Raw genomic sequence first — 23,849 nt, 5'->3', positions numbered from 1 at the left:
CGGACCACGAGAAGGGGCGGCACCCTGTGCGGGGGTGCCGCCCTTTCGGGCTCCGCGGCGCGTCCGGCGCGAGGGACCCCCTACGCTGGGCCGCCCGTGGTCACGCCCGTAGTCACCTGGAAGGAACCGCCATGTCCGGCTGGAACGCGCAGGACATCCCCGATCAGAGCGGGCGCACCGTTGTCGTCACCGGGGCCAACAGCGGGCTCGGTTTCGTCACCGCGCGGGAACTGGCCCGCAAGGGCGCCCGGGTCGTGCTCGCCTGTCGCAGCGAGGCGCGGGGCGCCGGGGCCGTGGACCGGCTCGCGGCCGAAGTGCCGGGCGCGGACGTCGGGTTCATAAGACTGGACCTGGGCGAACTCGACTCCGTGAGAGAGTTCGCGAGCGTCTTCGAGCGGAGGTACGACCGGCTCGACCTGCTCGTCAACAACGCGGGCGTGATGGCCCTGCCGTACGGGACGACGGCGGACGGGTTCGAGACGCAGTTCGGTGTGAACCACCTCGGGCACTTCGCGCTCACCGGGCTGCTGTTCCCCGTGATCGCCGAGACCCCCGGCGCGCGGATCGTCACCCTGTCGAGCATGGTCCACGCGCTGTCCGACATCGACCTCGACGACCTCAACAGCGAGAAGGGGTCCTATCGCAAGTGGATCGCCTACGGCCGGTCCAAGACCGCCAACCTCCTCTTCACGCACGAGCTCGCGCGACGGCTGTCCGGCGCCGGGTCCGATGTCGTCGCGGCCGCGGCGCACCCCGGGTACGCCTCCACCAACCTGCAGACCGCCGGGCCCCGTCTTGAGGGGCGCAAGGGCGCCGAGCGGCTGATGGAGATCGGCAACCGCGTCTTCGCGCAGAGCGCCGAGGCCGGGGCCCTGCCGACGCTGTACGCGGCCACCGCCCCCGGCGTCGGGCCCGACACCTTCGTCGGTCCGTCCTTCGCGATGTGGCGCGGCTCGCCCGCGACGTCCTGGCGGGCCCGCTGGACCCGCGACGACACCAAGGCGGAGCGGCTCTGGACCGCCTCGGAGCGGCTGACGGGCGTCACGTACGAGGGGCTCAAGGGCTGACGGCCGCCCGAGGGCAGAGGGTCGGCCGATGGCGGGTGACCCGGTCGGTCCGGCACCCCGGTCCTGGTCAGGCGCCCCGGGCGGGGTCGGGCGCCACGGACCGGATCAGGCCGCCCGCACCTCGTACGTCGCCACCCGTACGCCGTCGTCGTCCAGGCACCGCCCCGACTCCAGGTCGAAGCGCTGCTTGAGCAGCGGCGAGGCCACGAACGGGCGGCCCCGGTGGGTCCCGGTCAGCCCGCGGGAGAGGACCGCCGCCCCGCTGAACGGGTCACGGTTGTCGATGGCGTACGTCCGTCCCTCGCGGTCGCTGAACAGGGCGACCTGGCGGCCGTCCGGGAGGAGCGCGGCGACGCCCCGTCCCGGGGTCAGCAGGGACAGCTCGCAGACCGTGAACCAGTCTTCCTCCAGCAGGAGTTGGAGCGTGAGGGTCGTCGTCGTCCGGGTCGTCCCGGGTGCCAGGGTCATCGCTGGGCACTTCCTTCCAGGGCTTCAAAGGGGCGGTGTCCGATGGTCAGCAGCGGCAGGTCGGGCTTGATCTGGTCGCGCTCGGGAACGAAGGCGACGACCGGGTCCGGGGTGTCCGGGGCGTTCACGAAGGACACGAACCGGCCGAGCCTCTCCGGGTCGTTGATGGTCTCGGCCCACTCGTCCCGGTAGTTCGCGATGTGCGCGGTCATCAGCGACTCCAGCTCCTCGCAGATGCCGAGGGAGTCGTCCACGACCACCTCGCGGACGTGGTCGAGGCCGCCGGGAATCCGCTCCAGCCAGGTCGAGGTGCGCTCCAGCCGGTCCGCGGTGCGGATGTAGAACATCAGGAAGCGGTCGATCAGACGGACCAGTTCGGCGTCCGACAGGTCCTGGGCCAGCAGGTCCGCGTGGCGCGGGGTCGCGCCGCCGTTGCCGCCGACGTAGAGGTTCCAGCCGTTGGAGGTGGCGATGACGCCGAAGTCCTTGGACTGGGCCTCGGCGCACTCGCGGGCGCACCCGGAGACCGCCGACTTCAGCTTGTGCGGGGAGCGCAGACCCCGGTAGCGCAGCTCCAGGTCGATCGCCATCCGGACCGAGTCCTGCACGCCGTACCGGCACCAGGTCTGCCCGACGCAGGACTTCACCGTGCGCAGCGACTTGCCGTACGCGTGCCCGGACTCGAAGCCCGCGTCCACCAGCCGCGCCCAGATCAGGGGGAGTTGCTCCACCCGCGCGCCGAACAGGTCGATGCGCTGACCGCCCGTGATCTTCGTGTAGAGCCCGAAGTCCCGTGCCACCTCGCCGATCACGATGAGTTTCTCGGGAGTGATCTCGCCGCCGGGGATGCGCGGCACGATCGAATAGGAGCCGTTCTTCTGGAGGTTGGCGAGGAAGTGGTCGTTGGTGTCCTGGAGCGCGGCCTGTTCGCCCGCCAGGACATAGGCGTCGGCGCCGATCGTCGGGGCGAGGGAGGCGATGACCGAGCCGACGGCGGGCTTGCAGACCTCGCAGCCGTCACCGCCCCGGGCCTCCTCGCGGCCGTACCGGTCGAGCAGCGTGCGGTACGAGGTGATCCGGAGGGCGAGGACGATCTCGTACAGCTCCTCGCGGGTCCGCCCGAAGCAGCCGCACAGGCCGTGGTCGACCTCGACACCGTTCGCGGCCAGCTCCTCGTTGACGAGCTGCCCGAGGACCTTGACGCAACTCCCGCAGCCGGTACCGGCCTTGGTGCACTTCTTGACCTCGGGGACGTTCGTGCGGGAGTGCTCGGTGACCGCGCCGCGGATCGTGCCCTTGGTGACGTTGTGGCAGGAGCAGACGACCGCGGAGTCGGGGAGAGCGGAGGGGCCGAGGGTCACCGGGGCGCCCGCGCCCGCCGGGAGCACGAGCTGCTCCGGGGCGATCGGCGGCACCGAGCCGGTGAAGGCGCGCAGGGTGCCGTAGGCGTCCGCGTCGCCGACCAGGATGCCGCCGAGGAGCTGCCCCTCGCGGCCGAGGACCAGCTTCTTGTAGATGCCCGAGCGCGCGTCCGCGTAGACGACGTCGAGGCAGTCGGCGGTGGCCCCGTGCGCGTCGCCGAACGAGGCGACGTCGACGCCGAGGAGCTTCAGCTTCGTCGACAGATCGGCGCCGGTGAACTTCGCCTCGTCGGCGGCGATCGTGGCGGCGGCCGTCGCGGCCATCTCGTAGCCGGGCGCGACGAGTCCGTACACCCGGCCGTCCACGGCGAGGGCGCACTCGCCGATCGCGAAGACGGCCGGGTCGGAGGTGCGGCACCGCTCGTCGACCGTGATGCCGCCGCGCTCGCCGACGGTGAGCCCCATGGCGCGGGCGAGTTGGTCGCGCGGGCGCACTCCCGCCGAGAACACCACGAGATCCGTGGGGAGTTCGGACCCGTCGGACAGCTTCATGCCGGTCACGGCGCCGTCCTCGCCGGTGACGATCTCCTGGGTGCCCGTGCCGGTGTGCACGCGCAGGCCCATGTCCTCGATGGTGCGCAGCAGCGCGGCACCACCGCCGTCGTCCACCTGCACGGGCATCAGGCGCGGCGCGAACTCCACGATGTGCGTGGCCAGTCCGAGCCCCTTGAGCGCGCCGGCCGCCTCAAGTCCCAGCAGACCGCCGCCGACCACCGCTCCGGTCGTCGCCCGCGCCTTCGCGTACTCCTCGATGGCGAGCAGATCCTCGATCGTGCGGTACACGAAACAGCCCTCGGCGTCCTTGCCGGGGACCGGCGGCACGAAGGGGTAGGAGCCGGTGGCGAGCACGAGGGTGTCGTAGCCGACCGTCAGACCGGACCTGGCCGTCACGGTGCGCGCGGCCCGGTCGACCGACTCGGCCGGGTCGCCGAGATGCAGCTCGATGCCGTGCTCCTCGATGAACTCCGGCTCCGTGAGCGAGAGTTCTTCGGGCGTGCGGCCCGAGAAGTACGAGGTGAGCCGGACCCGGTCGTAGGCAGGGCGGGGCTCCTCGCAGAACACGACCACGCGGTGGGTGGCGGTCGTTCCGCGTTCGGCGAGCGCCTCCAGGAAGCGCTGGCCGACCATGCCGTGGCCGACGAGCACGATCGTGTGCGCGTTCCCCGCCGAGGCGTCCGGGGCCGTCGGCGTCGCCGTCCCTGTCGTCGGAACGGCGGCCGCAGCCGTCGCCCCAGCCCCAGTTGCAGCCGCAGCCGTCGCCGCCGTCATCGTCGTATGCGAGGTCATGACCACACCGTGCGGTGCCGGTGTTACCCGGTGGCATCACACCTGTTTCCCGGGAGGAACGCTGCCCTCAGCGGGGACAGGGCCGCGGTGTGAGGGCTCCCGGCGGTGCGGGAGGGGCCGGGGTGGGGTCAGCCGTACCCCCGGTTCACGTGCGGGCACGATCGATCGAGGCGTTCTCGCGCGGAAACCTTTGAAGGGCCGGACCCCACTCGCCCACGACCAGTCGGGGGAACCCACCATCGGCCTTGCCCAACTGCTCCAACTGCGCGGTGTGGAGGTGGTCGCGGCCGTGGGCGACGCGGACGCCCTGCTCGCCGGTGTCGCCGAAAACGAGCCGGACGTCGCCGTCGTCGACATCCGGCTGCCGCCGACCCAGACCGACGAGGGCATCCGGGCGGCCGTGCGGCTGCGCCAGGACCACCCCGGTACCGGGGTGCTGGTCTTCTCGCAGTACGTGGAGACGACTACGCCACCCAACTGCTCGGCAATCCGGCGGGGTTCGGCTATCTCCTCAAGGAACGCGTCGTCGACATCGGTGAGTTCGTGGACGCCATGGAGCGCGTCGCCTCGGGCGGTACGGCCCTCGACCCCGAGGTCGTCTCCCAGTTGTTCGGCGCGAGCCGCCGGGTCCGCGCCCTCGACGCCCTCACGCCCCGCGAGCGCGAGGTGCTCGCCCTGATGGCCGAGGGCCGCACCAACCACGGGATCGCCGCCGCCCTCACCGTCTCCGAACGCGCCGTCGAGAAGCACATCGCCAACATCTTCCTGAAGCTCGACCTGCCCCCGTCGGACACCGGCCACCGGCGCGTCCTCGCGGTCCTGCGCTATCTGGACTCGGTGAACTGAACCGAAGAGGCCTGGGCTCGTCCCCGGGACCCCGTCGAGGCGAACCTCAGGAACCTCAGGAGTCACTCAAGCTTCCCGGCCCCGTGCACGACGCATCCAAACCGTCCCTTAGGGTCGCGATCATGCCCGACATATCGCTGACCATGATCCTTGTGCTGTGCGCCGCCGCTCTGGCGGCCGGCTGGATCGACGCCGTGGTCGGCGGCGGAGGGCTGCTTCTGCTGCCCGCCATGCTGCTCGGGCTGCCCGCCGGCACGCCGGCGGCGTTCGCGCTCGGCACGAACAAGGCGGTCGCGATCGTCGGCACCGCGGGGGCCGCGGTGACGTACGCGCGCAAGACAACCGTCGACGTGCGCCTCGCCGTACGGATCGGACTCGCGGCGCTGGCCGGTTCGACGGCGGGCGCGTTCGTCGCGGCCGGGCTGAGCACCGAGGTGCTCAAGCCGGTCGTCATGGTCGTCCTGCTCGGCGTCGGCACCTTCGTGATCCTGCGGCCCGCCTTCGGCACGGCGCCGCCGACCACCCCGGTCTCCGCCCGCCGCGTCCTCGCCGCGATCGGGCTGGCGGGCCTCGGCATCGGCTTCTACGACGGGCTCATCGGCCCCGGCACGGGCACGTTCCTCGTGCTCGCCCTCACCGCGATGCTCCACCTCGACCTGGTGACCGCCTCCGCCACCGCCAAGATCGTCAACTGCTGCACCAACGCGGGCGCCCTCGCGACCTTCGCCTGGAAGGGCACGGTGTTCTGGGAACTCGCCGCCCTCATGGCCGTGTTCAATCTGGCGGGCGGCACGGTGGGCGAACGGACCGCGCTCAAGCAGGGCAGCGGGTTCGTCCGGGCGGTGCTCCTGACGGTGGTGTTCGCGCTGGTGGCGAACCTGGCCTACCAGCAGTGGCTGGCCTGAACCTCAGCGGCTGCCTGAGACTCGCCTGAACCCCAGCGGCTGCCTGAGACTCGCCTGATCCCCAGCGGCTGCCTGAGGCTCGCCTGAACCTCAGCGGCTGCCTGAGACTCGCCTGATCCCCAGCGGCTGCCTGAGACGCATGGGAACCCTCAGCGGCTGCCCGTTGCCGGTCCGAACTCTCCGCGGCCGCCCGCGGTTCGTCCGAACCCTCAGTGGCTCCCGTGGCTCCCGTGAACCCTCAGCGGCTGCCCGTGAGATGGGCGAAGACGACCACGTTCCCCTGGTAGCCGGTCGTCTGCGAGTAGCCGCCGCCGCAGGTGATGACGCGCAGTTCGGGCCGGTGCGCGGCCCCGTACACCTTCGCGTCGGGGAAGGCGCGGGAGTCGTACACCTCGACCGCGTCGACGGTGAAGACGGCCGTTCTGCCGTCGAGCCGGTCCACCTCGACGGTGCTGCCCTTGCGCAGGGAGCCCAGGTCGTAGAAGACGGCGGGGCCCTCCGCGTTGTCGACGTGCCCGGCCACGATGGCCGTGCCGCGTTCACCCGGGCTGGTCCCCGCCTCGTACCAGCCGGCCAGGTTCTTCTTCTCGGCGGGCGGCACGTTCAGACTGCCCTGCGGGGTGAGACCGAGGCCCATCAGCGGGGCGTTCACGCCGATCGCGGGGATACGGATGCGGTCGGGCGGGGAGTGCGGCATCGCGGGGGCCACGGACCGCGCCCCGTCCCCGGCGGTCGCCGCCTGCGCCGCGGACGGCTGAGGAGGCGGATGCGCCTCGGAGCCGCTGCGCAGCAGCCAGGCGCCGGAGCAGAGGGCGACGACCGTGACCGACGCTATGGCGGCATTGCTGACCCGGCGCACGCGAGCCTCCTCAGGGGTGTTCCTTTCCGGGGGCGGGACCGGCCGGCGCCCGACGGCTGGGGGTGTGCTGAAGGTGCCGGTCCCTTCCCCCTCCGGGCCGCGAGGGGCGTCGGGCCACGGAGGGGGAGGGACGGCGGTACCGGCGGACGGACAGCGGAGGGTGTCCGTCAGATCCCGTCGCCTCTCGCCCGGCGATGCAGGAGCCAGGTACCGCCCGCGGCGGCGACGGCCAGCGCCGCCACTCCCGCCGCGGTCTGTACGGGGTCGGGGCCCAGCGCGCCGCCGACACCCGTGTTCACATGCCCGCGCGGCTCGACCTGCTCGCGCGTGGAGGCCAGGGTCACCAGCAGGTCACCGGTGACCCGCCGGCCGTGGGAGCAGGTCGCGACGATCTCGTACGTCCCCGGCTGCGCGCTCGGCGGCACCCGGAACTGACCGATCGCGTCCTGTTCGTGCGCGCTGGCGGCGAGCGTGAACCTGCCGCCGCCCACCGCGTCGGCGTCCCCGTTCGCGGTGCCGTCCGAGCCGCACGCGGCCGTGTTGACGGTGACGTCGCCGCCCGGGACGACGGCCGAGGGGAACACCTCCAGACTTCTGGTGTCTCCGCCGTACACGGGCGCGGCGCCCAGAGCCGCGGCGGCGACGGCGAGCGCGGTACCGGTCAGCAGACGTGCGGGGCGTCGCATCGTGCCAGCTCCTCCGAGGGGGCGCGGCCCGCGACACCCCCAAGTGCCGCAGCGTCGGTCGTACCCCTGCTCTTCCGAGGTAAGTGGCACTTGACCCCGCCCGCTCTCTGATGGTGCGTCAGAAATGATGTGAACGGGTGTCGGGCGAGACGTCGGAAGAGGCGGAACTCTCGGCATTCCGGCAGGTCACCGGTGTGCGCCCGGTGTACCGCACAAGGGAACCCGAAGGGGGCGGGGCCCAGCGTGTGAATGGGTGACCCGCTGTTCGGGGGCGAGCGCGCGGCCGGCCCCGGTCGCCCGCCGGCAGGCGCGCCAGGATGTGTGCCGCGTCGCCTTCCGTCGTCGGGCAGGGGCGATGATTTCCGGGCGGCGAGACCGCCGGGCGCGTCCGTGGGCTGCGCGCGGCCGACGGCGGCCACCTCGCGACGAAGGGCAGCCCCAGCCCCTCGTCCGCACGCTGCCGGCCGAGGCGCTGGTCGACGAGCTCCAGCGGATCCGTATGCCGGTGATGCTCGGCGGCGGCAGGACGATCTTCCCCGAGGGCGGGATGAAGCGCCCGCTCGACCACGTTTCGACCACGACCGCGAAGACGGGTGTGGACATCAGCGTGTACCGGCCGGTGAGGGAGGACTAGGACCCGCCCGGGGCGGACATGCTCCGGACAAGCCGTGGGCAGGCGAACCTGACGGCGCCTGCCCACGGCGACCGGAGAGCACCCGGGACCGCGCGGTCTCTTGGGTCGCGCGGCCTGCTGGACCGGAGAGCGTCCCGAGGTGGCCCGCGGACCGGAGGGCGTCGTGCCGGTCAGCCCACGGAGACCGCCGACCAGGCCGCCGCTACGGCGTTGTACTCGGTGCTGCCCGCTCCGTACAGATCCTTGGCCGCGTTCAGCGTGGCGGTGCGCGCGCCCGCGTAGTTCGTCGACGAGGTCATGTAGACCGTCAGCGCGCGGTACCAGATCCTGCCGACCTTGTCGTGGCCGATGCCGGTGACCGTGGCGCCGTTGCAGGTGGGGGAGTCGTAGGCGACGCCGTTCACGGTCTTCGCGCCGCTGCCCTCCGAGAGCAGGTAGGCGAAGTGGTTGGCGACGCCGGAGGAGTAGTGGACGTCGAGGTTGCCGACCGAACTGCTCCAGCAGTCGGCCGAGTTGCCGTCCTTGGAGGGCTTGTCCATGAAGCGGAGGGCGGGTTTGCCGAACCCGGAGCGGACGATCTTCTCGCCGATCAGGTAGTCACCGGGGTCCGAGGCGTTGTTCGCGTACCACTCCACCATGGTGCCGAAGATGTCGGAGGTGGCCTCGTTCAGGCCGCCGGACTCGCCCGAGTAGGTCAGCGCGGCCGTCTTGGAGGTCACGCCGTGCGACATCTCGTGCCCGGCGACGTCCAGCGCGACCAGCGGCCCGAAGGTCGAGCCGTCACCGTCGCCGTACGTCATGCAGAAGCAACTGTCGTCCCAGAAGGCGTTGTTGTAGTTGCTGCCGTAGTGCACGCGGTTGTACGACCCCTTGCCGTCACCCGCGATGCCGTTCCTCCCGTGGACGTTCTTGTAGTAGTCCCAGGTCTCATCGGTGCCGTACTGCGCGTCGACCGCCGCGGACGAGCGGTCCGAAGTCGCTCCCGTGCCCCAGTGGTTGTCCGCGTCGGTGAAGAGGGTCGCGGGCGCCCGGCTGATGCAGATCCCGAAGATGCACAGGTCCGTCTTGTTCGCCGCGTCGCCCGTGTACGTGTTCCCGCGCGTCGGGTCCTTGAGCTGGTACGCCGATCCGGAGAGCGTCGTCTCCAGCGGAACGGTGCCGCTGTAGAGGGAGTTGCCGTCGCCCGTCGCCGTCTCGACGCTGTCCCAGGCGTCGATCCGCGCGCCGGTGCGGGCGTCGGTCAGGACCGTGCGGGCGACCGGGTTGCCGAGCGAGTCCTGGGCGACCGCGTCGGTGCGCCAGGCGAGCCGCGGAGTGCCGTGCAGGGCGTCGACGATCAGCCGCGGTTTCGCCGTCACCTTCTTCAGTGCCTTGCCGGGGTTGGCGGCGCGCAGCGCGTTCACCGCCAGGCCGGCCGCCTTCGCGCCGGACAGTTCGGGGGTGACGCTCGTCAGCGAAATGGCCTTCCCGGTCGCGCGGTTCGCGCCGCGGTACGCGCCGTCCGGCGTCAGATGCACCACGAAGTCGCCGCCGAGTACCGGGAGTTCGCGGTACGTCCGGTCGTACCGCACATGCTGGGTGCCGTCCTTGTCGACGACGACGTCCCGGACGGAGGTGCGCTGCGCGGAGGTGAGGCCCAGGTCCGTGGCGTGGGCCGCCAGCGCCGAGACCGCGTTCTCGATCGCGGTGGCCCGGGTCGGCCGGGCGTCGGCGTGCGCGGCGGGGGCGAGCGCGGCGGCCAGCAGGGTGGCCGTGGTCACGGCCGCGCCGGCGGTGGCGAGAGAGGAACCTCGGATGTGCCGTATTCGACTCATCGGTCTCCTTGGAAAGGTGCCTTGGGGAGGGCGCGTGGGGGAGAGGTGCGTGGGGGAGGTGCGCGTCGGGGGCGCGTGGAGCGAGGTGCCGCGTGGAGGGAAGCGCTCAAAGCCGACTCACAGATTTAAAGGTGCATGACATGTCATGTCCATAGGGCCTGCCGGGTGCGTGCGGGATGCGGCGAGAATCGTTTCCGTACCCTCACGAACGGAGGCGCTCATGGAATTGCCCGCCTGCCTGGCCGTCCTGACCACGACGGACGCGGTGGAGAAGGCGGTGGCGCTGGCCCGTGGCGCGGTGGCGGCGCGGGTCGCGGCCTGCGCGCAGATCTCGGGCCCGGTCACCTCCGTCTACCGCTGGGAGGGCGCCGTGGAGACCGCCTCCGAGTGGCGGATCCAGTTCAAGACGACCGCGGCGCGCTACCCGGCCCTGGAGGCGTATCTCCTGGCCGCCCACGACTACGACACACCCGAGATCATCGCGACCCCGGTCGTCGCGGGGAGCCCGGACTACCTGCGCTGGCTGGAGGAGGAGACGGCCCCGTGAGTCCGCTGGATCCCGTCGGCGGACCGGAACCGCCCTTCTTCGTCTACGGCACCCTGCGCCCCGGCGAGCACAACCACGACCTGTTCCTGCGCGGCCGGACCCGGTCCGAGGAGCCGGGGCGGATGAGCGGGCTCGTGCTGTACGCCGGGCCCGGCTACCCGTACGCCGTCGAAGAACCCGGCGGCGTGGTGAGCGGCGAACTCGTGACCGCGCGGACCGAGGAGTACGAGGAACTCCTCGCGGCGCTCGACGCGTTGGAGGAGTACACGCCGGGTGATCCGCGCAGCCTCTACGAACGGGTCGCGCGTGACGCCGTACGAGCGGACGGCATCACGGCCGTACGGGCCTGGGTGTACGTCGCCGCACCCGAGGTCGCCGCCCGCCTGCGGACCGACGGCAAGCTGATCGAGAACGGGGACTGGCACGGCGACGGGCGGGGCACTCCGTCGCGCCGACCCCGCTGAGCCGCGCCCGGGAGGGCGTGCCCGCGCGTGTCCGGCACGGCGCGCGAGGGTGTTCCGGCGGCCGGCGTCGGGCCGCCCGAGCGGGCCGGGATGCGGTCGTCAGGCGGCCCCGCGCTCGATTGCCGGGGTGCGCGCGGGTGTTCCGGCGGGCCGGGGCCGGCCGCCGTGTCGGGGTGCACCCGTGTGGGTGGCCGTCCCGTGCGTCCCCGGTGGCACGGGCGTTCGCGCCCCTAGGGTCCGGCCATGACCGACCGCGACTTGACCAGGCGACGAATCCTCGCGCTCAGCGGGGCGGCCGTCGGTGCCGCTCTGGGCATCGGGCTCAGCTCCTGCACCGCGGACCCCGCGTCGGGCGGGCGTTCCGCTTCCGGCTCCGGTTCGGGCGCCGGATCGACGCGGGCCCCCAAGTCCGTCGAGCGGCCCGAGCCGGAGGGCCCGAGCGGGCACTGACCGGCACCGCGTCCCGGCACGCCGCTCGGTACCGCGCCGCTAGCGGGCCGCCGCCAGTGCCCGGGTCACCCCGCGCTCCCTCGGCCCCAGGAAATGCGGGTCCGGCTCGAACACCGCGTCCAGCGCGGCCTTGCCGGCCGCGAAGATCTCCCGGGTGCCGCCGTAGTACCAGGTGGCGTCGTGCTTGGCGTCGACGCCGATGCCGTACGAGCGGACGCCCGCCGCCTGGCACAGGGCGAGCGCGCGGCGGATGTGGAAGCCCTGGCTGATCAGGACGGCCTCGTGGACACCGAAGATCTTGCGGGCGCGGACGCAGGAGTCCCAGGTGTCGAAGCCGGCGTAGTCGCTGACGATCCGCCGCTCCGGCACCCCGTGGGCGGTGAGATAGGCGCGCATCGCGTCGGGCTCGTCGTAGTCCTTGCGGCTGTTGTCGCCGGTGACCAGGACGACCTCGATCCGGCCGGCCCGGTACAGCTTCGCGGCGGCGTCCAGGCGGTGGGCGAGATACGGGGACGGCTCGCCGTCCCACAGACCCGCGCCGAACACGATCGCGACCTCGGTGCGCGGGGCGTCCGCCGTCGTCCGCAGCCGGTCGCCCGTCGCCACGTACAGCCAGGTCACGGGGAGCAGCGCCAGCACGCACAGGACCATCAGCGCCTGCACGGCCCGCCGTTGCCCCCTGCGCGTACGCGGCAGCGGCGGCAGACGGAGCAGGCGTGGTCTGTGGAAGCTCGGGCGCTTCGGGCGCGGCAGGCGCGGCATGATCGATGTCCCCCATGTGTCGTCACTCGCGGCGGCGCGCGGGCCGGTACGTCCGGCGCCTCACGCCGGATCCTGTCCGTCTCCCCGAGCGGACTTCGCTTCGGCTCTCGGTCCAGCTGTCCATACAGCTGTCGGTTCGTCTCCCGGTTCGGTCGGCGCGCCGGATTCCGCGTTCCCGTTCGACAGATGAAGACGCATCGTAAGGCCGTTCGGTTCGCCCGAGTACGCCGACCCCGCTCACCCGGAAGGGGGAGAGCCGCAGGTGGGAGCCCCTCACACCGGGCCGGCGCCGTTCGGTGAACCGCCGGAAAACACCCGACATACCCACGCAACGGCCCGGCAACCTCCTACCGCCAGGATCACCCCATGACGGCCTCGAACCCCGCTCGCGACGCGTCCTCCCACCGCCCCGGCGGCCCGCCGCCCGGCGCCGCCCGTCTCGACGGCCACCTCGACAGTACGGCGCAGCTCATGGACCGGATCACCAGCCAGCTCGGCAGTCAGCTCAGCCTCGTCTCGCTGGACGGCACCCGTCGTCCGGCACCGCCCGCGCTCGTCCTGGCCGCCCACGGCAGCCGCGACCCGCGCGCCCTCGCCACCGTACGCACCCTGGTCGAACGCGTCCGTGAGCTGCGCCCGCACCTGTCCGTGCGCCTCGGCCACATCGAGCTGAACGAGCCCCGGCTGCGGGACACGCTCGCCTCCCTGGCCGGCCGGGAGGACGCCGTCCTCGTACCGCTGCTGCTCGGCCGCGGATACCACGTACGCCGCGACATCCCCGAGACCGCGGCCGCCGTCCCCGGCCTGCACACCCGGGTCGCCGCCCCGCTCGGCCCCCACCCGCTGGTCGTGGAGACCCTCTACGCCCGCCTCGTCGAGGCCGGATGGCGCACCGGGATGAGCGACTCGGCCCGCCGCGCGAGCGCCGTCGTCCTCGCGTCCGCCGGGTCCCGTGCCCCGGACTCGGCCGTCGACTCCCGCCGCACCGCCCAACTGCTCGCCGAACGCCTCGGCGTCCCCGTCGTCCCGGCGTACGCGTCCGCCGCCGCGCCCACCGTCCCCGCCGCGGTGCGCTCGCTCGCCGCCCGGGGCCGCCACCGGATCGCCGTCGCCTCGTACTTCACCGCTCCCGGCCGCTTCGCCACGCAGTGCGCCGAGGCCGCGCCCTGGATCTGCGCCGAACCCCTCGGCGACCACCCGGCGATGGCCCGCCTGGTCCTGCACCGCTACGACCAGGCCCTCGCGTCCCCCGAGTCCACCCCGGAACGCGCCCTGATCCCGGCCTGAACCCGACCCCTCGACCCGCACCCGGCACCGCGCCGCCGAGGGCCACGTCCCGAATGTCACTGCCTCCGTCTACTGTCGGTGCATGGAAGGCATGGCACCGAACACCGAAGACCCAGCACGGCAGTCACCGCAGTCACAGCAGACACCGCAGACGTACGAGAACCACGCGGCTCCCCATGAGTACGACGTGTCGGCCGTCGAGCGCTGGGCCGTCGAGCCCGACAAACGCCCCGGCCGCACCGCCTTCCAGCGCGACCGCGCGCGCGTGCTGCACTCCGCGGCCCTGCGCCGCCTCGCGGGCAAGACCCAGGTCGTCACCCCCGGCACGCTTCCCCAGGTGCTCGGCCCCGCCGGTTCGGGCGGCGCGCCCATCCAGGTGTGGGACGCCAGTCCGCGGACCCGGCTGACCCACTCCCTGGAGTGCGCCCAGGTGGGCCGCGAGCTGGGCGCCGCACTCGGCTGCGATCCGGACCTGGTGGAGGCGGCCTGCCTCTCGCACGACCTGGGCCACCCGCCCTTCGGGCACAACGGCGAACAGGCGCTCAACGAATTCGCGGAGGACTGCGGCGGATTCGAGGGCAACGCCCAGTCGCTGCGCCTGCTCACCCGGATCGAGCCCAAGCGCTTCGTGCGCAGCGACATGGTGACCTCGGCCTCCGCCGCGGCGGGCGACGACCTCGTCAGCGTCGGCCTCAACCTCACCCGCGCCGCCCTCGACGCCGCCACCAAGTACCCCTGGCCGAGAGGCGCCCGTCCCAGCGACCCGAAGTCGCCGAAATTCGGGGTCTACGAGGACGACCGGCCGGTCTTCGACTGGATCCGCAAGGGCGCCCCCGGTTCGCGTACGTGCTTCGAGGCCCAGGTGATGGACTGGGCCGACGACGTGGCCTACTCGGTGCACGACGTCGAGGACGGCCTGCACGCCGGCCACATCGACACCGCCAGCCTGCACTCCGGCCCGGAACGCCAGGAGATCTTCGCCGTCGCCATCGGGCGGTACGTGCCCGACGACACCGATCCGGCCGAGCTGGCCGAGGCACTCGACCGGCTCCTCGGCCAGGAGTGGTGGCCGCACGGGTACGACGGATCGGCCGTCGCGCAGGCCCGGCTGAAGGACGCCACCAGCCAGCTCATCGGCCGTTTCTGCCTGGCCGCGGAGGGCGCCACCCGCGCCCGGTACGGCAGCGGGCGCCTCACCCGGTACGCGGCGGAACTGGTCGTCCCGAAAGACGCCCGGCACGAGTGCGCCGTCCTCAAGGCGGTCGCCGACCGGTACGTGATGCAGCGCGCCGAGCAGGAGCGGCTCCGCGCCGACCAGCGGATCGTCGTCGCCGAGCTCGCCGAGGCGCTCACCGCCCGCGCCCCCGGGATACTGGATCCGCAGTTCCGGGCACTGTTCGACCAGGCGGCCGACGACCGTGCCCGCAAGCGCGTGATCGTCGACCAGATCGCATCCCTCACGGATGCCTCGGCGCGTTCCCTGCACCTCAGGCTCACCACGCGTTCCCATGGGAGCGGACAAGTGTGACCCTGCGTGGCCTGATCGGGCCACTACCCCTTCCCGCATCACGCTCCGTGCGGGACGCTCGCATATGGCGACATCCTTACGAGGAGGCATCAAGTGGTCGACGCGGATCAGACATTCGTCATCGTCGGAGGAGGCCTGGCAGGCGCCAAGGCGGCCGAGACGCTCCGAGCGGAGGGCTTCACCGGCCGCGTGATACTGATCTGCGACGAGCGCGACCACCCCTACGAACGCCCGCCGCTGTCCAAGGGCTACCTCCTCGGCAAGGAGGAGCGCGACAGCGTCTTCGTGCACGAACCCGCCTGGTACGCGCAGAACGACATCGAACTGCACCTCGGCCAGACCGTCGACGCGATCGACCGCGCGGCCAGGACCGTCCGCTTCGGCGACGACGGCACCCTCGTCCACTACGACAAGCTGCTCATCGTCACCGGTGCCGAGCCGCGCCGCCTCGACATCCCGGGCACCGACCTGGCCGGCGTCCACCACCTGCGCCGCCTCGCCCACGCCGAGCGCCTCAAGGGCGTCCTCGCCGCGCTGGGCCGGGACAACGGACACCTCGTCATCGCCGGCGCCGGCTGGATCGGCCTGGAGGTCGCCGCCGCGGCCCGCGAGTACGGCGCCGAGGTCACCGTCGTCGAACCCGCGGCGACCCCGCTGCACAACGTGCTCGGCCCCGAGCTGGGCCAGCTCTTCGCCGAACTGCACCGCGAGCACGGCGTCCGCTTCCACTTCGGCGCCCAGCTCACCGAGATCGTCGGCCAGGACGGCATGGTGCTGGCCGCCCGAACCGACGACGGCGAGGAGCACCCCGCCCACGACGTCCTCGCCGCCATCGGCGCCGCCCCGCGCACCGGCCTCGCCGAGGCCGCCGGCCTGACGATGGCCGACCGCGCGCACGGCGGCGGCATCGCCGTCGACGACCAGCTCCGCACCTCCGACCCCGATGTCTACGCCGCCGGTGACGTCGCCTCCTTCCACCACGGCCTCTTCGACACCCGGCTGCGCGTCGAGCACTGGGCCAACGCCCTCAACGGCGGACCGGCCGCCGCCCGCTCGATGCTGGGCCGCGGGACGGCGTACGACCGTGTGCCCTACTTCTTCTCCGACCAGTACGACGTGGGGCTCGAGTACTCGGGCTGGGCGCCCCCGGGGTCGTACGACGAAGTGGTGATCCGCGGCGACGCGGGCAAGCGGGAGTTCATCGCCTTCTGGGTGAAGGAGGGCAGGCTGCTGGCCGGGATGAACGTGAATGTGTGGGACGTCACGGACCCGATCCAGCAGCTCATCCGTTCCCGGGCCGCGGTGGACACCGAAGCGCTCGCCGACCCGCACGTTCCGCTGGAGAGCCTGGCCCCGTGACCGGCGGAGCCCGGCCCCGTGACCCACGCGGCGCCCGGCTCCCGCACCGCCCCCGAGCCGGGGATCGGGGGGCCCGCCCCCGTACCCCGGCACGGTGGTCGCTCACCTGCCCCGGGACTGTCGGCGCGGCCCCGTAGAATCACCACGTGGCAGGCAGGATCAATGACGAGGACGTGAAGGCTGTTCGGGACGCGGTCCCGATCGACGCCGTGGTGTCCGAGTACCTCCAGCTGCGCAACGCGGGCGGCGGAAACCTCAAGGGTCTCTGCCCCTTCCACGACGAGAAGTCGCCGTCCTTCCAGGTCAGCCCCAGCAAGGGACTCTTCCACTGCTTCGGCTGCCAGGAAGGCGGCGACACCATCACGTTCGTGATGAAGGTCGACCACCTCACCTTCTCCGAGTCGGTCGAGCGCCTCGCCGCCCAGGCCGGCATCACCCTGCGCTACGAGGAGGGCGGGTACAACCCCGCCCACCAGCGCGGCGAGCGCATCCGCCTGGTCGAGGCGCACAACGCGGCCGCGAAGTTCTACATCGAGCAGCTCGACACCAGCCCCGAGGCCGACACGGGCCGCACGTTCCTCGCCGAGCGCGGCTTCGACCAGGCCGCCGCCGCCCACTTCGGTGTCGGCTACAGCCCCCAGGGCTGGGACCACCTCACCCGCCATCTGCGCGGCAAGGGCTTCACCGACAAGGAGCTGGTCCTCTCCGGCCTCGCCCAGGAGGGCCGCCGCGGCCCCATCGACCGCTTCCGCGGCCGCCTCATGTGGCCGATCCGCGACATCGGCGGCGAGGTCGTCGGCTTCGGCGCCCGCAAGCTGTACGAGTCGGACAACGGCCCGAAGTACCTGAACACGCCCGACACCGCGATCTACAAGAAGTCCCAGGTCCTGTACGGCATCGACCTCGCCAAGAAGGACATCGCCAAGAGCAGCCGGGCGGTCGTCGTCGAGGGCTACACCGACGTCATGGCCTGTCACCTGGCCGGCATCACCACGGCCATCGCGACCTGCGGCACGGCGTTCGGCGGCGACCACATCAAGATCCTGCGCCGGCTCCTGATGGACAACGGCTCGGCCCGGGTGATCTTCACCTTCGACGGCGACGCGGCCGGCCAGAAGGCCGCCCTGCGCGCCTTCGAGGACGACCAGAAGTTCGCCGCCGAGACCTACATCGCCATCGCGCCCGACGGCATGGACCCCTGCGAGCTGCGCCTCGCCAAGGGCGACGCGGCCGTCGCCGACCTGGTCGAACCCCGCACCCCGCTCTTCGAGTTCGCGCTGCGCCAGATCGTCCTGCGCTACGACCTGGAGACCCCGGCGGGACGCGCGGCCGCCCTCGACGAGGCCGCCCCGATCGTCGCCCGCATCAAGAACAGCGGCGCACAGCACGAGGTCGCCGTGCAGCTCGCCGGCATGCTCGGCATCCTCGACACCCAGTTCGTCGTCAAGAGGGTGTCCCAGCTCGCCCGTTGGGCCCGCGACCGCGGCGGCATGGGCCCCGCGCCGGCCGGCGGCCGACCCCAGCAGACCTACGCCGCCACCCAGGCGCCCACCGGCGGCGGCCCGGCCCTCACCCTGCGCAACCCCGTCTACGCCACCGAGCGCGAGCTGCTCAAACTCGCCCTCCAACGGCCGGAGTTGGTCGCCCCGGCGTTCGACGCGTACGGCATGGACGAGTTCACCGCCGCGCCCTACGCGGCCGTGCGCCAGGCCGTCATGGACGCGGGCGGCGCCGAGTACGGCGTCCAGGACCCCCAGGAGTATCTGATCCGGGTCCGCGACGCCGCCCCGGACGACGTGGTGCGCGCGATGGTCACCGAGCTGGCCGTCGAGGCGATCATGCGCAAGACCGTCGACGAGACGTACGCGGGCGACCAGCTCGTCGCGGTCCGCCGGCGCGCCGTCGACCGCCGCATCCGGGACGTCCAGGGCTCCCTGTCCCGCCTCAGCGCGGGCGGCGATCCGGCCCAGCTCGCCGCCGTACAGAACGAGTTGTGGGTTCTCCAGCAGTACGGGCAGGCGCTCCGTGAGAAGGGCGCCGAAGCCCTCTGAGGCCGGACGGCCGGGTTCCGGGGATGTTCCGCGGGTGAACCGGCGGGACCGCCGGGGCGGGGCGGGCGCTCGGAGCGGCCGGCGCACATGCCAATCCCGTTCGCGTTTCCCCAGGTTTCGTCTTCGCTGAGCTGCGCACTCGTGCAGGACGGTAACCAGGCGGTCACGGACCGGACGCAAAAAGTCACCGCACGCCCCTCGTGGCGGCGATGTGTCGTACTCCACACTGGGTTCCGGTGCCTGAGTCCTCGGAGCGCGGCCGACCCGCACGCGACGGGTTCGCGATCCCCGCGGTTCCGCCAAACGACTACGGGATGGACAGCGGCGAGGCCGTCGACCCCATCCCCGACGTACCGCTGCCGCACGCCTCAGCAGCGACATCCCTGGAGGTCGCCCCCGTGCAGACCCAGACCCTCGCTCAGACCGACAACACCACCGACACGGACGCGGATACCGACGTCGTCGCGGCGGTCCCCGCGCAGCGCCGGGCCGCGCACCACCCCGAGGCCGAACCGGAGAGCCCACTCGAGGCTCCTGGGGAGGCTCCCGGGGCGGAGGTGGAAGTGGAGACCGAGGCCGAGGCCCCCGAACCCGTGGAGCCGGCCCGGCTCCGCGCCGCCGACAGCGGTGGCCCCTCGTCCGACCTGTTCCGCCAGTATCTGCGGGAGATCGGCCGGATTCCGCTGCTCACGGCGGCCGAGGAGGTCGACCTCGCCCGCCGCGTCGAGGCCGGGCTGTTCGCCGAGGAGAAGCTCCGGCTCGCCCCCGACCTGGACAGCCAGCTCGCCCTGGACCTGGACAAGATCGTCGTCATGGGCCGGATGGCCAAACGCCGGCTCATCGAGGCGAACCTGCGGCTCGTCGTCTCCGTGGCCAAGCGGTACGTGGGCCGCGGCCTGACCATGCTCGACCTGGTCCAGGAGGGCAACCTCGGCCTGATCAGGGCCGTCGAGAAGTTCGACTACGCCCGCGGCTACAAGTTCTCCACGTACGCCACCTGGTGGATCCGGCAGGCCATGTCGCGCGCCCTCGCCGACCAGGCGCGCACCATTCGCGTCCCGGTGCACGTGGTCGAGCTGATCAACCGGGTGGTCCGCGTCCAGCGGCGGATGCTGCAGGAGCGCGGTTACGAACCCAGCCCCGAGGAGGTCGCGGCCCATCTCGACCTGACCGGCGAACGGGTCAGCGAAGTCCTGCGGCTGGCCCAGGAACCCGTGTCCCTGCACGCCCCCGTGGGCGAGGAGGACGACGTGGCCCTCGGCGACCTCATCGAGGACGGCGACGCGACGTCCCCGGTGGAGTCAGCGGCGTTCCTGCTGCTCAGGCAGCATCTGGAGGCGGTGCTGTCCACGCTCGGCGAACGGGAGCGCAAGGTCGTCCAGCTCCGGTACGGGCTGGCGGACGGGCGTCCGCGCACCCTGGAGGAGATCGGCCGCATCTTCGGCGTCACACGCGAGCGCATCCGGCAGATCGAGTCCAAGACCCTGAACAAGCTGAGGGACCACGCCTTCGCGGACCAGTTGCGCGGATACCTGGACTGAGGCGGGAGGCTCCCCGTGCGCCGGGGACTCCCCGCGTACGGGAAGGATCCCGTACGCCGGAAGGCTCCCGCGTACGGGGAGCCTCCCGCACGCCCGGGGGACCGTGGTTCTCGGCCCCTCCGGCGTGCGAGAACCGACCGCTAGTCGACCTCGGCGACCGCCTGCGCGAACTGGGCCTGGTACAGGCGGGCGTAGGCCCCGCCGGAATCCAGCAGCTCCGCGTGGGCGCCCTGTTCCACGATGGACCCGTCCTCCATCACGAGGATGGTGTCCGCGTCCCGGATCGTCGACAGACGGTGGGCGATCACGAACGACGTCCGGCCGTGCGCCAGCTTGGCCATCGCCTTCTGGATCAGCACCTCGGTCCGGGTGTCGACGGAGCTGGTCGCCTCGTCGAGCACCAGGATGACCGGATCGGACAGGAACGCGCGGGCGATCGTGATCAGCTGCTTCTCGCCCGCGCTGACCCCCGATCCCTCGTCGTCGATCACCGTGTCGTAGCCCTCGGGCAGCGTGCGGATGAACCGGTCGGCGTGCGCCGCGCGCGCCGCCTCCTCGATCTCCCCACGGGTGACGTCCCGCGAGGCCCCGTACGCGATGTTGTCGGCGATCGTGCCCCCGAACAGCCAGGTGTCCTGGAGCACCATCCCTATCCCGGACCTCAGCTCGTCACGCGACATCGACCCCACATCGACCCCGTCGAGGGTGATCCGGCCGCCCGTGACGTCGTAGAACCGCATGAGCAGGTTCACCAGCGTCGTCTTGCCGGCGCCGGTCGGGCCGACGATGGCCACCGTCTGGCCCGGCTCCACCTTCAGCGAGAGATCCTCGATGAGCGGCTTCTCCGGGTCGTACCGGAAGGACACGTTCTCCAGCGCCACGCGCCCGCGGAGCTCCTCGGGACGGGCCGACACCGTCGGGTCCGCCTCCTGCTCGTCCGCGTCGAGGACCTCGAAGACCCGCTCCGCCGACGCGACACCCGACTGCACCAGGTTCGCCATCGACGCGACCTGCGTCAGCGGCATCGAGAACTGGCGGGAGTACTGGATGAAGGCCTGCACGTCACCGATCGACAGCGAGCCCGAGGCCACCCGCAGACCGCCGACGACGGCCACGAGCACATAGTTCAGGTTCGACACGAACATCATCAGCGGCTGCATGACGCCGCTGTTGAACTGCGCCTTGAACCCGGCCTCGTACAGCTTGTCGTTCTGCTCGGCGAACTGCGCCGCCGACTCGTCCGCCCGCCCGAACACCTTCACCAGGTTGTGGCCGGTGTACATCTCCTCGATGTGGGCGTTGAGCTTGCCGGTGATGCGCCACTGCTGCACGAAGTGCGGCTGCGAGCGCTTGCCGACCCGGGTGGCCACCACGAACGACAGCGGCACCGTGACCAGCGCGACGAGCGCGAGCAGCGGCGACACCCAGAACATCATCGCGAGCACACCCACGATGGTCAGCAGCGAGTTGACGAGCTGGCCCATCGACTGCTGGAGGGTCTGCTGGATGTTGTCCATGTCGTTCGTCGCGCGGCTGAGGACCTCACCGCGCTGACGCTTGTCGAAGTACGACAGCGGCAGCCGCGACAGCTTCGCCTGCAGGTCCTCGCGCATGCGGTAGACGGTCCTGTTGACGGACCGGTTCACCAGCCGCGTCGCCACCGCCATCAGCAGGCCGGCCAGCAGGAACGTGCACAGCGCGAGCAGCAGGACGTGCCCGACGGCGGTGAAGTCGATGCCCTTGCCGGGGGTGAACTCCGTCCCCGAGAGCATGTCGGCGACGGCGCCCTTGCCGTGCGCGCGCAGCGAGTCGAGGGCCTGGGCCTTGGTGGCCCCGGCCGGCATCTGGCGTCCGACGATCCCCGAGAAGACCAGGTCGGTGGCCCTGCCGAGGATCTTCGGGCCGACCACCGAGAGGCCGACGCTCAGCACGACGGTGACCAGCATCACGTACAGCGTGGTGCGCTCGGGCTTGAACTGGGTGAGGAGCCGTCGGCCCGACACCTTGAAATCCATCGAGCGCTGGTCAGGGCCGGTCCCGGCCATCATGCGCCCCATAGGCCCGGCCATCAGGCGGCCTCCGCTTCCGTCAGCTGGGAGAGCACGATCTCCCGGTAGGTCTCGTTGTCCGCCATCAGTTCGTGATGCCGTCCGCTGCCGACGACCCGGCCCTCGTCGAGGACCACGATCCGGTCGGCCTCCCTGATGGTCGACACCCGCTGGGCGACGATCACCACGGTCGCCTCCGCGGTCTCCGCAGTGAGGGCCGCGCGCAGCGCCGCGTCGGTCGCGTAGTCGAGGGCCGAGAAGGAGTCGTCGAAGAGATAGATCTCGGGGCGCTGCACGAGGGTGCGGGCGATGGCCAGGCGCTGACGCTGGCCGCCGGACACGTTCGTGCCGCCCTGCGCGATCGGCGAGTCGAGACCGTTCTCCAGCTGTTCCACGAAGCCCTTGGCCTGCGCCACCTCCAGCGCGTGCCACAGTTCCTCGTCGGTCGCCTCCGGATTGCCGTAGCGCAGGTTCGTGGCGACGGTCCCGGCGAACAGGTACGGCTTCTGCGGGACCAGTCCGACGGTCCTGGCGAGCAGCTTCGGCTCGATGGTCGCGACGTCCACGCCGTCGACCAGCACCTGGCCGTCGGTGGCGTCGAACAGGCGGGGGATCATGCCGAGCAGCGTCGACTTCCCGCTGCCGGTGGACCCGATGACCGCGGTCACCTCACCGGGGCGCGCGACCAGGTCGACGGACTTCAGGACCGGTTCCTCGGCGCCCGGGTAGCGGAACCCGGCCTCGCGGATCTCCAGGTGGCCGTGCCGGCGCAGCTCCAGGACGGGCGCGACGGGCGGGACCACGCTGCTCTCGGTGTCCAGGACCTCCTGGATGCGCTCGGCGCAGACCTCCGCGCGCGGCACCATCATGAACATGAAGGTGGCCATCATGACGGACATCACGATCTGCATCAGATAGGCCAGGAACGCGGTCAGATCGCCGATCTGCATCTGGCCGCTGTCGATGCGGTGGGCGCCGAACCAGACGACCGCGATGGACGACAGGTTCACCACCGTCATGACGATCGGGAACATCAGGGCCAGCATCCGGCCGGTGGCCAGCGACGTCTCGGTGAGCTCGGTGTTGGCGCCCTTGAAGCGCTCCTTCTCGTAGCCGTCGCGCACGAACGCGCGGATCACGCGGTTGCCGGTGATCTGCTCGCGCAGCACCCGGTTCACGGTGTCCAGACGCACCTGCATGGTGCGGAACAGCGGGCGCAGCCGGCGCACGATGAGCGTCACGCAGATGCCGAGGGTCGGCACGACGGCGACGAGCACCGCGGACAGCGGGACGTCCAGGCCGAGGGCCAGGATGATGCCGCCCACACACATGATCGGCGCCGACACCAGCAGGGTGAACGTCATCAGGGCGAGCATCTGCACCTGCTGGACGTCATTGGTGGTGCGGGTGATCAGCGACGGCGCGCCGAAGTGGCCCATCTCACGCGCCGAGAAGGACTGGACGCGGTCGAACACCGCGCCCCGGATGTCCCGGCCGACCGAGGACGCCGTACGGGCGCCGTAGTAGACGGCCCCGATGTTGCAGACGACCTGGGTCAGCGAGATGCCGATCATCAGAGCGCCGAAGGTCAGGATGTAACCCGTGTCCCCCTTCACGACACCGTTGTCGATGATGTGCGCGTTCAGGGTCGGCAGGTAGAGCGTGGCGCAGGTCTGCAGGAACTGCAGCAGCACCAGCAGGGCGATGGGTTTCTTGTACGGACTGAGGTGGGTCCGCAGGAGTCGTATGAGCACGCAGGGTCTCTCGGAATCGTCGATGGCGGGGTGATCGGCAGGCGATGGATGGTGCACCACCCCCTATCGTC

General features: G+C 71.8%; 19 protein-coding genes and 1 pseudogene. 12 read left to right on the top strand and 8 right to left on the bottom strand.

Going from position 1 to position 23,849, the window contains the following annotated elements; translation table 11 throughout:
* Positions 1-131 precede the first annotated feature (131 nt).
* Positions 132-1,067 (top strand): oxidoreductase, encoded by a 936-nt coding sequence (locus tag ACIQRL_RS04030; RefSeq protein ID WP_401326675.1) that lies wholly within the window; start codon positions 132-134, stop codon positions 1,065-1,067.
* A 105-nt stretch (positions 1,068-1,172) separates the two neighbouring features.
* Here the strand turns inward: ACIQRL_RS04030 and nirD are convergent, their stop codons facing one another.
* Together nirD and nirB are read right to left on the bottom strand one after the other, a co-directional pair.
* A complete protein-coding gene (nirD, locus tag ACIQRL_RS04025) occupies positions 1,173-1,535 on the bottom strand; it encodes a nitrite reductase small subunit NirD (protein WP_401326672.1) in 363 nt (120 codons plus the stop codon).
* The gene (gene nirB, locus ACIQRL_RS04020) at positions 1,532-4,243 is read right to left on the bottom strand and encodes a nitrite reductase large subunit NirB (protein ID WP_401326669.1); all 2,712 of its coding nucleotides are present in this window, start codon (positions 4,241-4,243) and stop codon (positions 1,532-1,534) included. Before nirB ends, nirD begins: the two co-directional genes overlap by 4 nt.
* 190 nt (positions 4,244-4,433) lie before the next feature.
* Between nirB and ACIQRL_RS04015 the strand changes: the two are divergent.
* Both ACIQRL_RS04015 and ACIQRL_RS04010 read left to right on the top strand, forming a co-directional pair.
* A pseudogene (locus ACIQRL_RS04015) lies at positions 4,434-5,089 on the top strand (LuxR C-terminal-related transcriptional regulator).
* Between the two features lie 122 nt (positions 5,090-5,211).
* Positions 5,212-5,994, top strand: a complete 783-nt coding sequence (locus tag ACIQRL_RS04010) for a sulfite exporter TauE/SafE family protein (RefSeq protein ID WP_401326667.1) — start codon at positions 5,212-5,214, stop codon at positions 5,992-5,994.
* Positions 5,995-6,232: 238 nt separating this feature from the next.
* Here ACIQRL_RS04010 and ACIQRL_RS04005 read toward each other — a convergent pair whose 3' ends face one another.
* Positions 6,233-6,853, bottom strand: a complete 621-nt coding sequence (locus ACIQRL_RS04005; protein WP_401326664.1) for a class F sortase — start codon at positions 6,851-6,853, stop codon at positions 6,233-6,235.
* Positions 6,854-7,020: 167 nt separating this feature from the next.
* A complete protein-coding gene (locus ACIQRL_RS04000) occupies positions 7,021-7,539 on the bottom strand; it encodes a hypothetical protein (protein WP_401326661.1) in 519 nt (172 codons plus the stop codon).
* A gap of 355 nt (positions 7,540-7,894) precedes the next feature.
* Between ACIQRL_RS04000 and ACIQRL_RS03995 the strand changes: the two genes are divergently transcribed.
* Entirely contained in the window at positions 7,895-8,173 is a 279-nt protein-coding gene (locus ACIQRL_RS03995) for a hypothetical protein (RefSeq protein WP_401326658.1), read from the top strand.
* A 170-nt stretch (positions 8,174-8,343) separates the two neighbouring features.
* Here ACIQRL_RS03995 and ACIQRL_RS03990 read toward each other — a convergent pair whose 3' ends face one another.
* Positions 8,344-9,987, bottom strand: a complete 1,644-nt coding sequence (locus ACIQRL_RS03990; RefSeq protein WP_401326656.1) for a M4 family metallopeptidase — start codon at positions 9,985-9,987, stop codon at positions 8,344-8,346.
* A gap of 220 nt (positions 9,988-10,207) precedes the next feature.
* On the opposite strand from ACIQRL_RS03990, the gene cutA reads away from it, so the two are divergent.
* The 3 genes from cutA (at position 10,208) to ACIQRL_RS03975 (ending at position 11,448) form a co-directional block, all read left to right on the top strand.
* The gene (cutA, locus tag ACIQRL_RS03985) at positions 10,208-10,534 is read left to right on the top strand and encodes a divalent-cation tolerance protein CutA (protein ID WP_401326653.1); all 327 of its coding nucleotides are present in this window, start codon (positions 10,208-10,210) and stop codon (positions 10,532-10,534) included.
* Complete coding sequence (locus ACIQRL_RS03980; RefSeq protein WP_401326650.1) at positions 10,531-10,998, top strand: gamma-glutamylcyclotransferase family protein; 468 nt, start codon at positions 10,531-10,533, stop codon at positions 10,996-10,998. The genes cutA and ACIQRL_RS03980 overlap by 4 nt, the downstream gene beginning before the upstream one ends.
* A gap of 243 nt (positions 10,999-11,241) precedes the next feature.
* Entirely contained in the window at positions 11,242-11,448 is a 207-nt protein-coding gene (locus ACIQRL_RS03975) for a hypothetical protein (RefSeq protein ID WP_401326648.1), read from the top strand.
* Between the two features lie 39 nt (positions 11,449-11,487).
* Here the strand turns inward: ACIQRL_RS03975 and ACIQRL_RS03970 are convergent, their stop codons facing one another.
* Complete coding sequence (locus tag ACIQRL_RS03970; protein ID WP_401326645.1) at positions 11,488-12,210, bottom strand: vancomycin high temperature exclusion protein; 723 nt, start codon at positions 12,208-12,210, stop codon at positions 11,488-11,490.
* 366 nt (positions 12,211-12,576) lie between these two features.
* Between ACIQRL_RS03970 and ACIQRL_RS03965 the strand changes: the two genes are divergently transcribed.
* The 5 genes from ACIQRL_RS03965 (at position 12,577) to ACIQRL_RS03945 (ending at position 19,976) form a co-directional block, all read left to right on the top strand.
* Complete coding sequence (locus ACIQRL_RS03965) at positions 12,577-13,497, top strand: sirohydrochlorin chelatase (RefSeq protein ID WP_401326642.1); 921 nt, start codon at positions 12,577-12,579, stop codon at positions 13,495-13,497.
* Between the two features lie 82 nt (positions 13,498-13,579).
* Positions 13,580-15,025 (top strand): deoxyguanosinetriphosphate triphosphohydrolase, encoded by a 1,446-nt coding sequence (locus tag ACIQRL_RS03960; protein ID WP_401326640.1) that lies wholly within the window; start codon positions 13,580-13,582, stop codon positions 15,023-15,025.
* Positions 15,026-15,118: 93 nt separating this feature from the next.
* Complete coding sequence (locus ACIQRL_RS03955; protein ID WP_401326637.1) at positions 15,119-16,384, top strand: NAD(P)/FAD-dependent oxidoreductase; 1,266 nt, start codon at positions 15,119-15,121, stop codon at positions 16,382-16,384.
* A gap of 146 nt (positions 16,385-16,530) precedes the next feature.
* Positions 16,531-18,435, top strand: a complete 1,905-nt coding sequence (dnaG, locus tag ACIQRL_RS03950) for a DNA primase (RefSeq protein WP_401326634.1) — start codon at positions 16,531-16,533, stop codon at positions 18,433-18,435.
* A 236-nt stretch (positions 18,436-18,671) separates the two neighbouring features.
* Positions 18,672-19,976, top strand: coding sequence for an RNA polymerase sigma factor (locus ACIQRL_RS03945; RefSeq protein ID WP_401326632.1), 1,305 nt, complete (start codon positions 18,672-18,674; stop codon positions 19,974-19,976).
* 140 nt (positions 19,977-20,116) lie between these two features.
* Here ACIQRL_RS03945 and ACIQRL_RS03940 read toward each other — a convergent pair whose 3' ends face one another.
* Together ACIQRL_RS03940 and ACIQRL_RS03935 are read right to left on the bottom strand one after the other, a co-directional pair.
* Positions 20,117-22,045 (bottom strand): ABC transporter ATP-binding protein, encoded by a 1,929-nt coding sequence (locus ACIQRL_RS03940; RefSeq protein WP_401326629.1) that lies wholly within the window; start codon positions 22,043-22,045, stop codon positions 20,117-20,119.
* Positions 22,045-23,778 carry an ABC transporter ATP-binding protein gene (locus tag ACIQRL_RS03935; protein WP_401326627.1) on the bottom strand — a complete coding sequence of 578 codons (1,734 nt, stop codon included), beginning with the start codon at positions 23,776-23,778 and terminating at the stop codon, positions 22,045-22,047. Before ACIQRL_RS03935 ends, ACIQRL_RS03940 begins: the two co-directional genes overlap by 1 nt.
* Positions 23,779-23,849: the final 71 nt, after the last annotated feature.

The organism is Streptomyces sp. NPDC091209 (genome assembly GCF_044757755.1).
Taxonomy (GTDB): domain Bacteria; phylum Actinomycetota; class Actinomycetes; order Streptomycetales; family Streptomycetaceae; genus Streptomyces.
Note: the sequence above shows the minus strand (reverse complement) of the source record. Positions and strands in the feature narration are given on the sequence as shown.

Coding starts and splice junctions, on each gene's coding strand:
- ACIQRL_RS04030 (WP_401326675.1), top strand. CDS start 132: ATGTCCGGCTGGAACGCGCAGGACATCCCCGATCAGAGCGGGCGCACC.
- nirD (WP_401326672.1), bottom strand. CDS start 1,535: ATGACCCTGGCACCCGGGACGACCCGGACGACGACGACCCTCACGCTC.
- nirB (WP_401326669.1), bottom strand. CDS start 4,243: ATGACCTCGCATACGACGATGACGGCGGCGACGGCTGCGGCTGCAACT.
- ACIQRL_RS04010 (WP_401326667.1), top strand. CDS start 5,212: ATGCCCGACATATCGCTGACCATGATCCTTGTGCTGTGCGCCGCCGCT.
- ACIQRL_RS04000 (WP_401326661.1), bottom strand. CDS start 7,539: ATGCGACGCCCCGCACGTCTGCTGACCGGTACCGCGCTCGCCGTCGCC.
- ACIQRL_RS03995 (WP_401326658.1), top strand. CDS start 7,895: ATGATTTCCGGGCGGCGAGACCGCCGGGCGCGTCCGTGGGCTGCGCGC.
- ACIQRL_RS03990 (WP_401326656.1), bottom strand. CDS start 9,987: ATGAGTCGAATACGGCACATCCGAGGTTCCTCTCTCGCCACCGCCGGC.
- cutA (WP_401326653.1), top strand. CDS start 10,208: ATGGAATTGCCCGCCTGCCTGGCCGTCCTGACCACGACGGACGCGGTG.
- ACIQRL_RS03975 (WP_401326648.1), top strand. CDS start 11,242: ATGACCGACCGCGACTTGACCAGGCGACGAATCCTCGCGCTCAGCGGG.
- ACIQRL_RS03970 (WP_401326645.1), bottom strand. CDS start 12,210: ATGCCGCGCCTGCCGCGCCCGAAGCGCCCGAGCTTCCACAGACCACGC.
- ACIQRL_RS03965 (WP_401326642.1), top strand. CDS start 12,577: ATGACGGCCTCGAACCCCGCTCGCGACGCGTCCTCCCACCGCCCCGGC.
- ACIQRL_RS03960 (WP_401326640.1), top strand. CDS start 13,580: ATGGAAGGCATGGCACCGAACACCGAAGACCCAGCACGGCAGTCACCG.
- ACIQRL_RS03940 (WP_401326629.1), bottom strand. CDS start 22,045: ATGGCCGGGCCTATGGGGCGCATGATGGCCGGGACCGGCCCTGACCAG.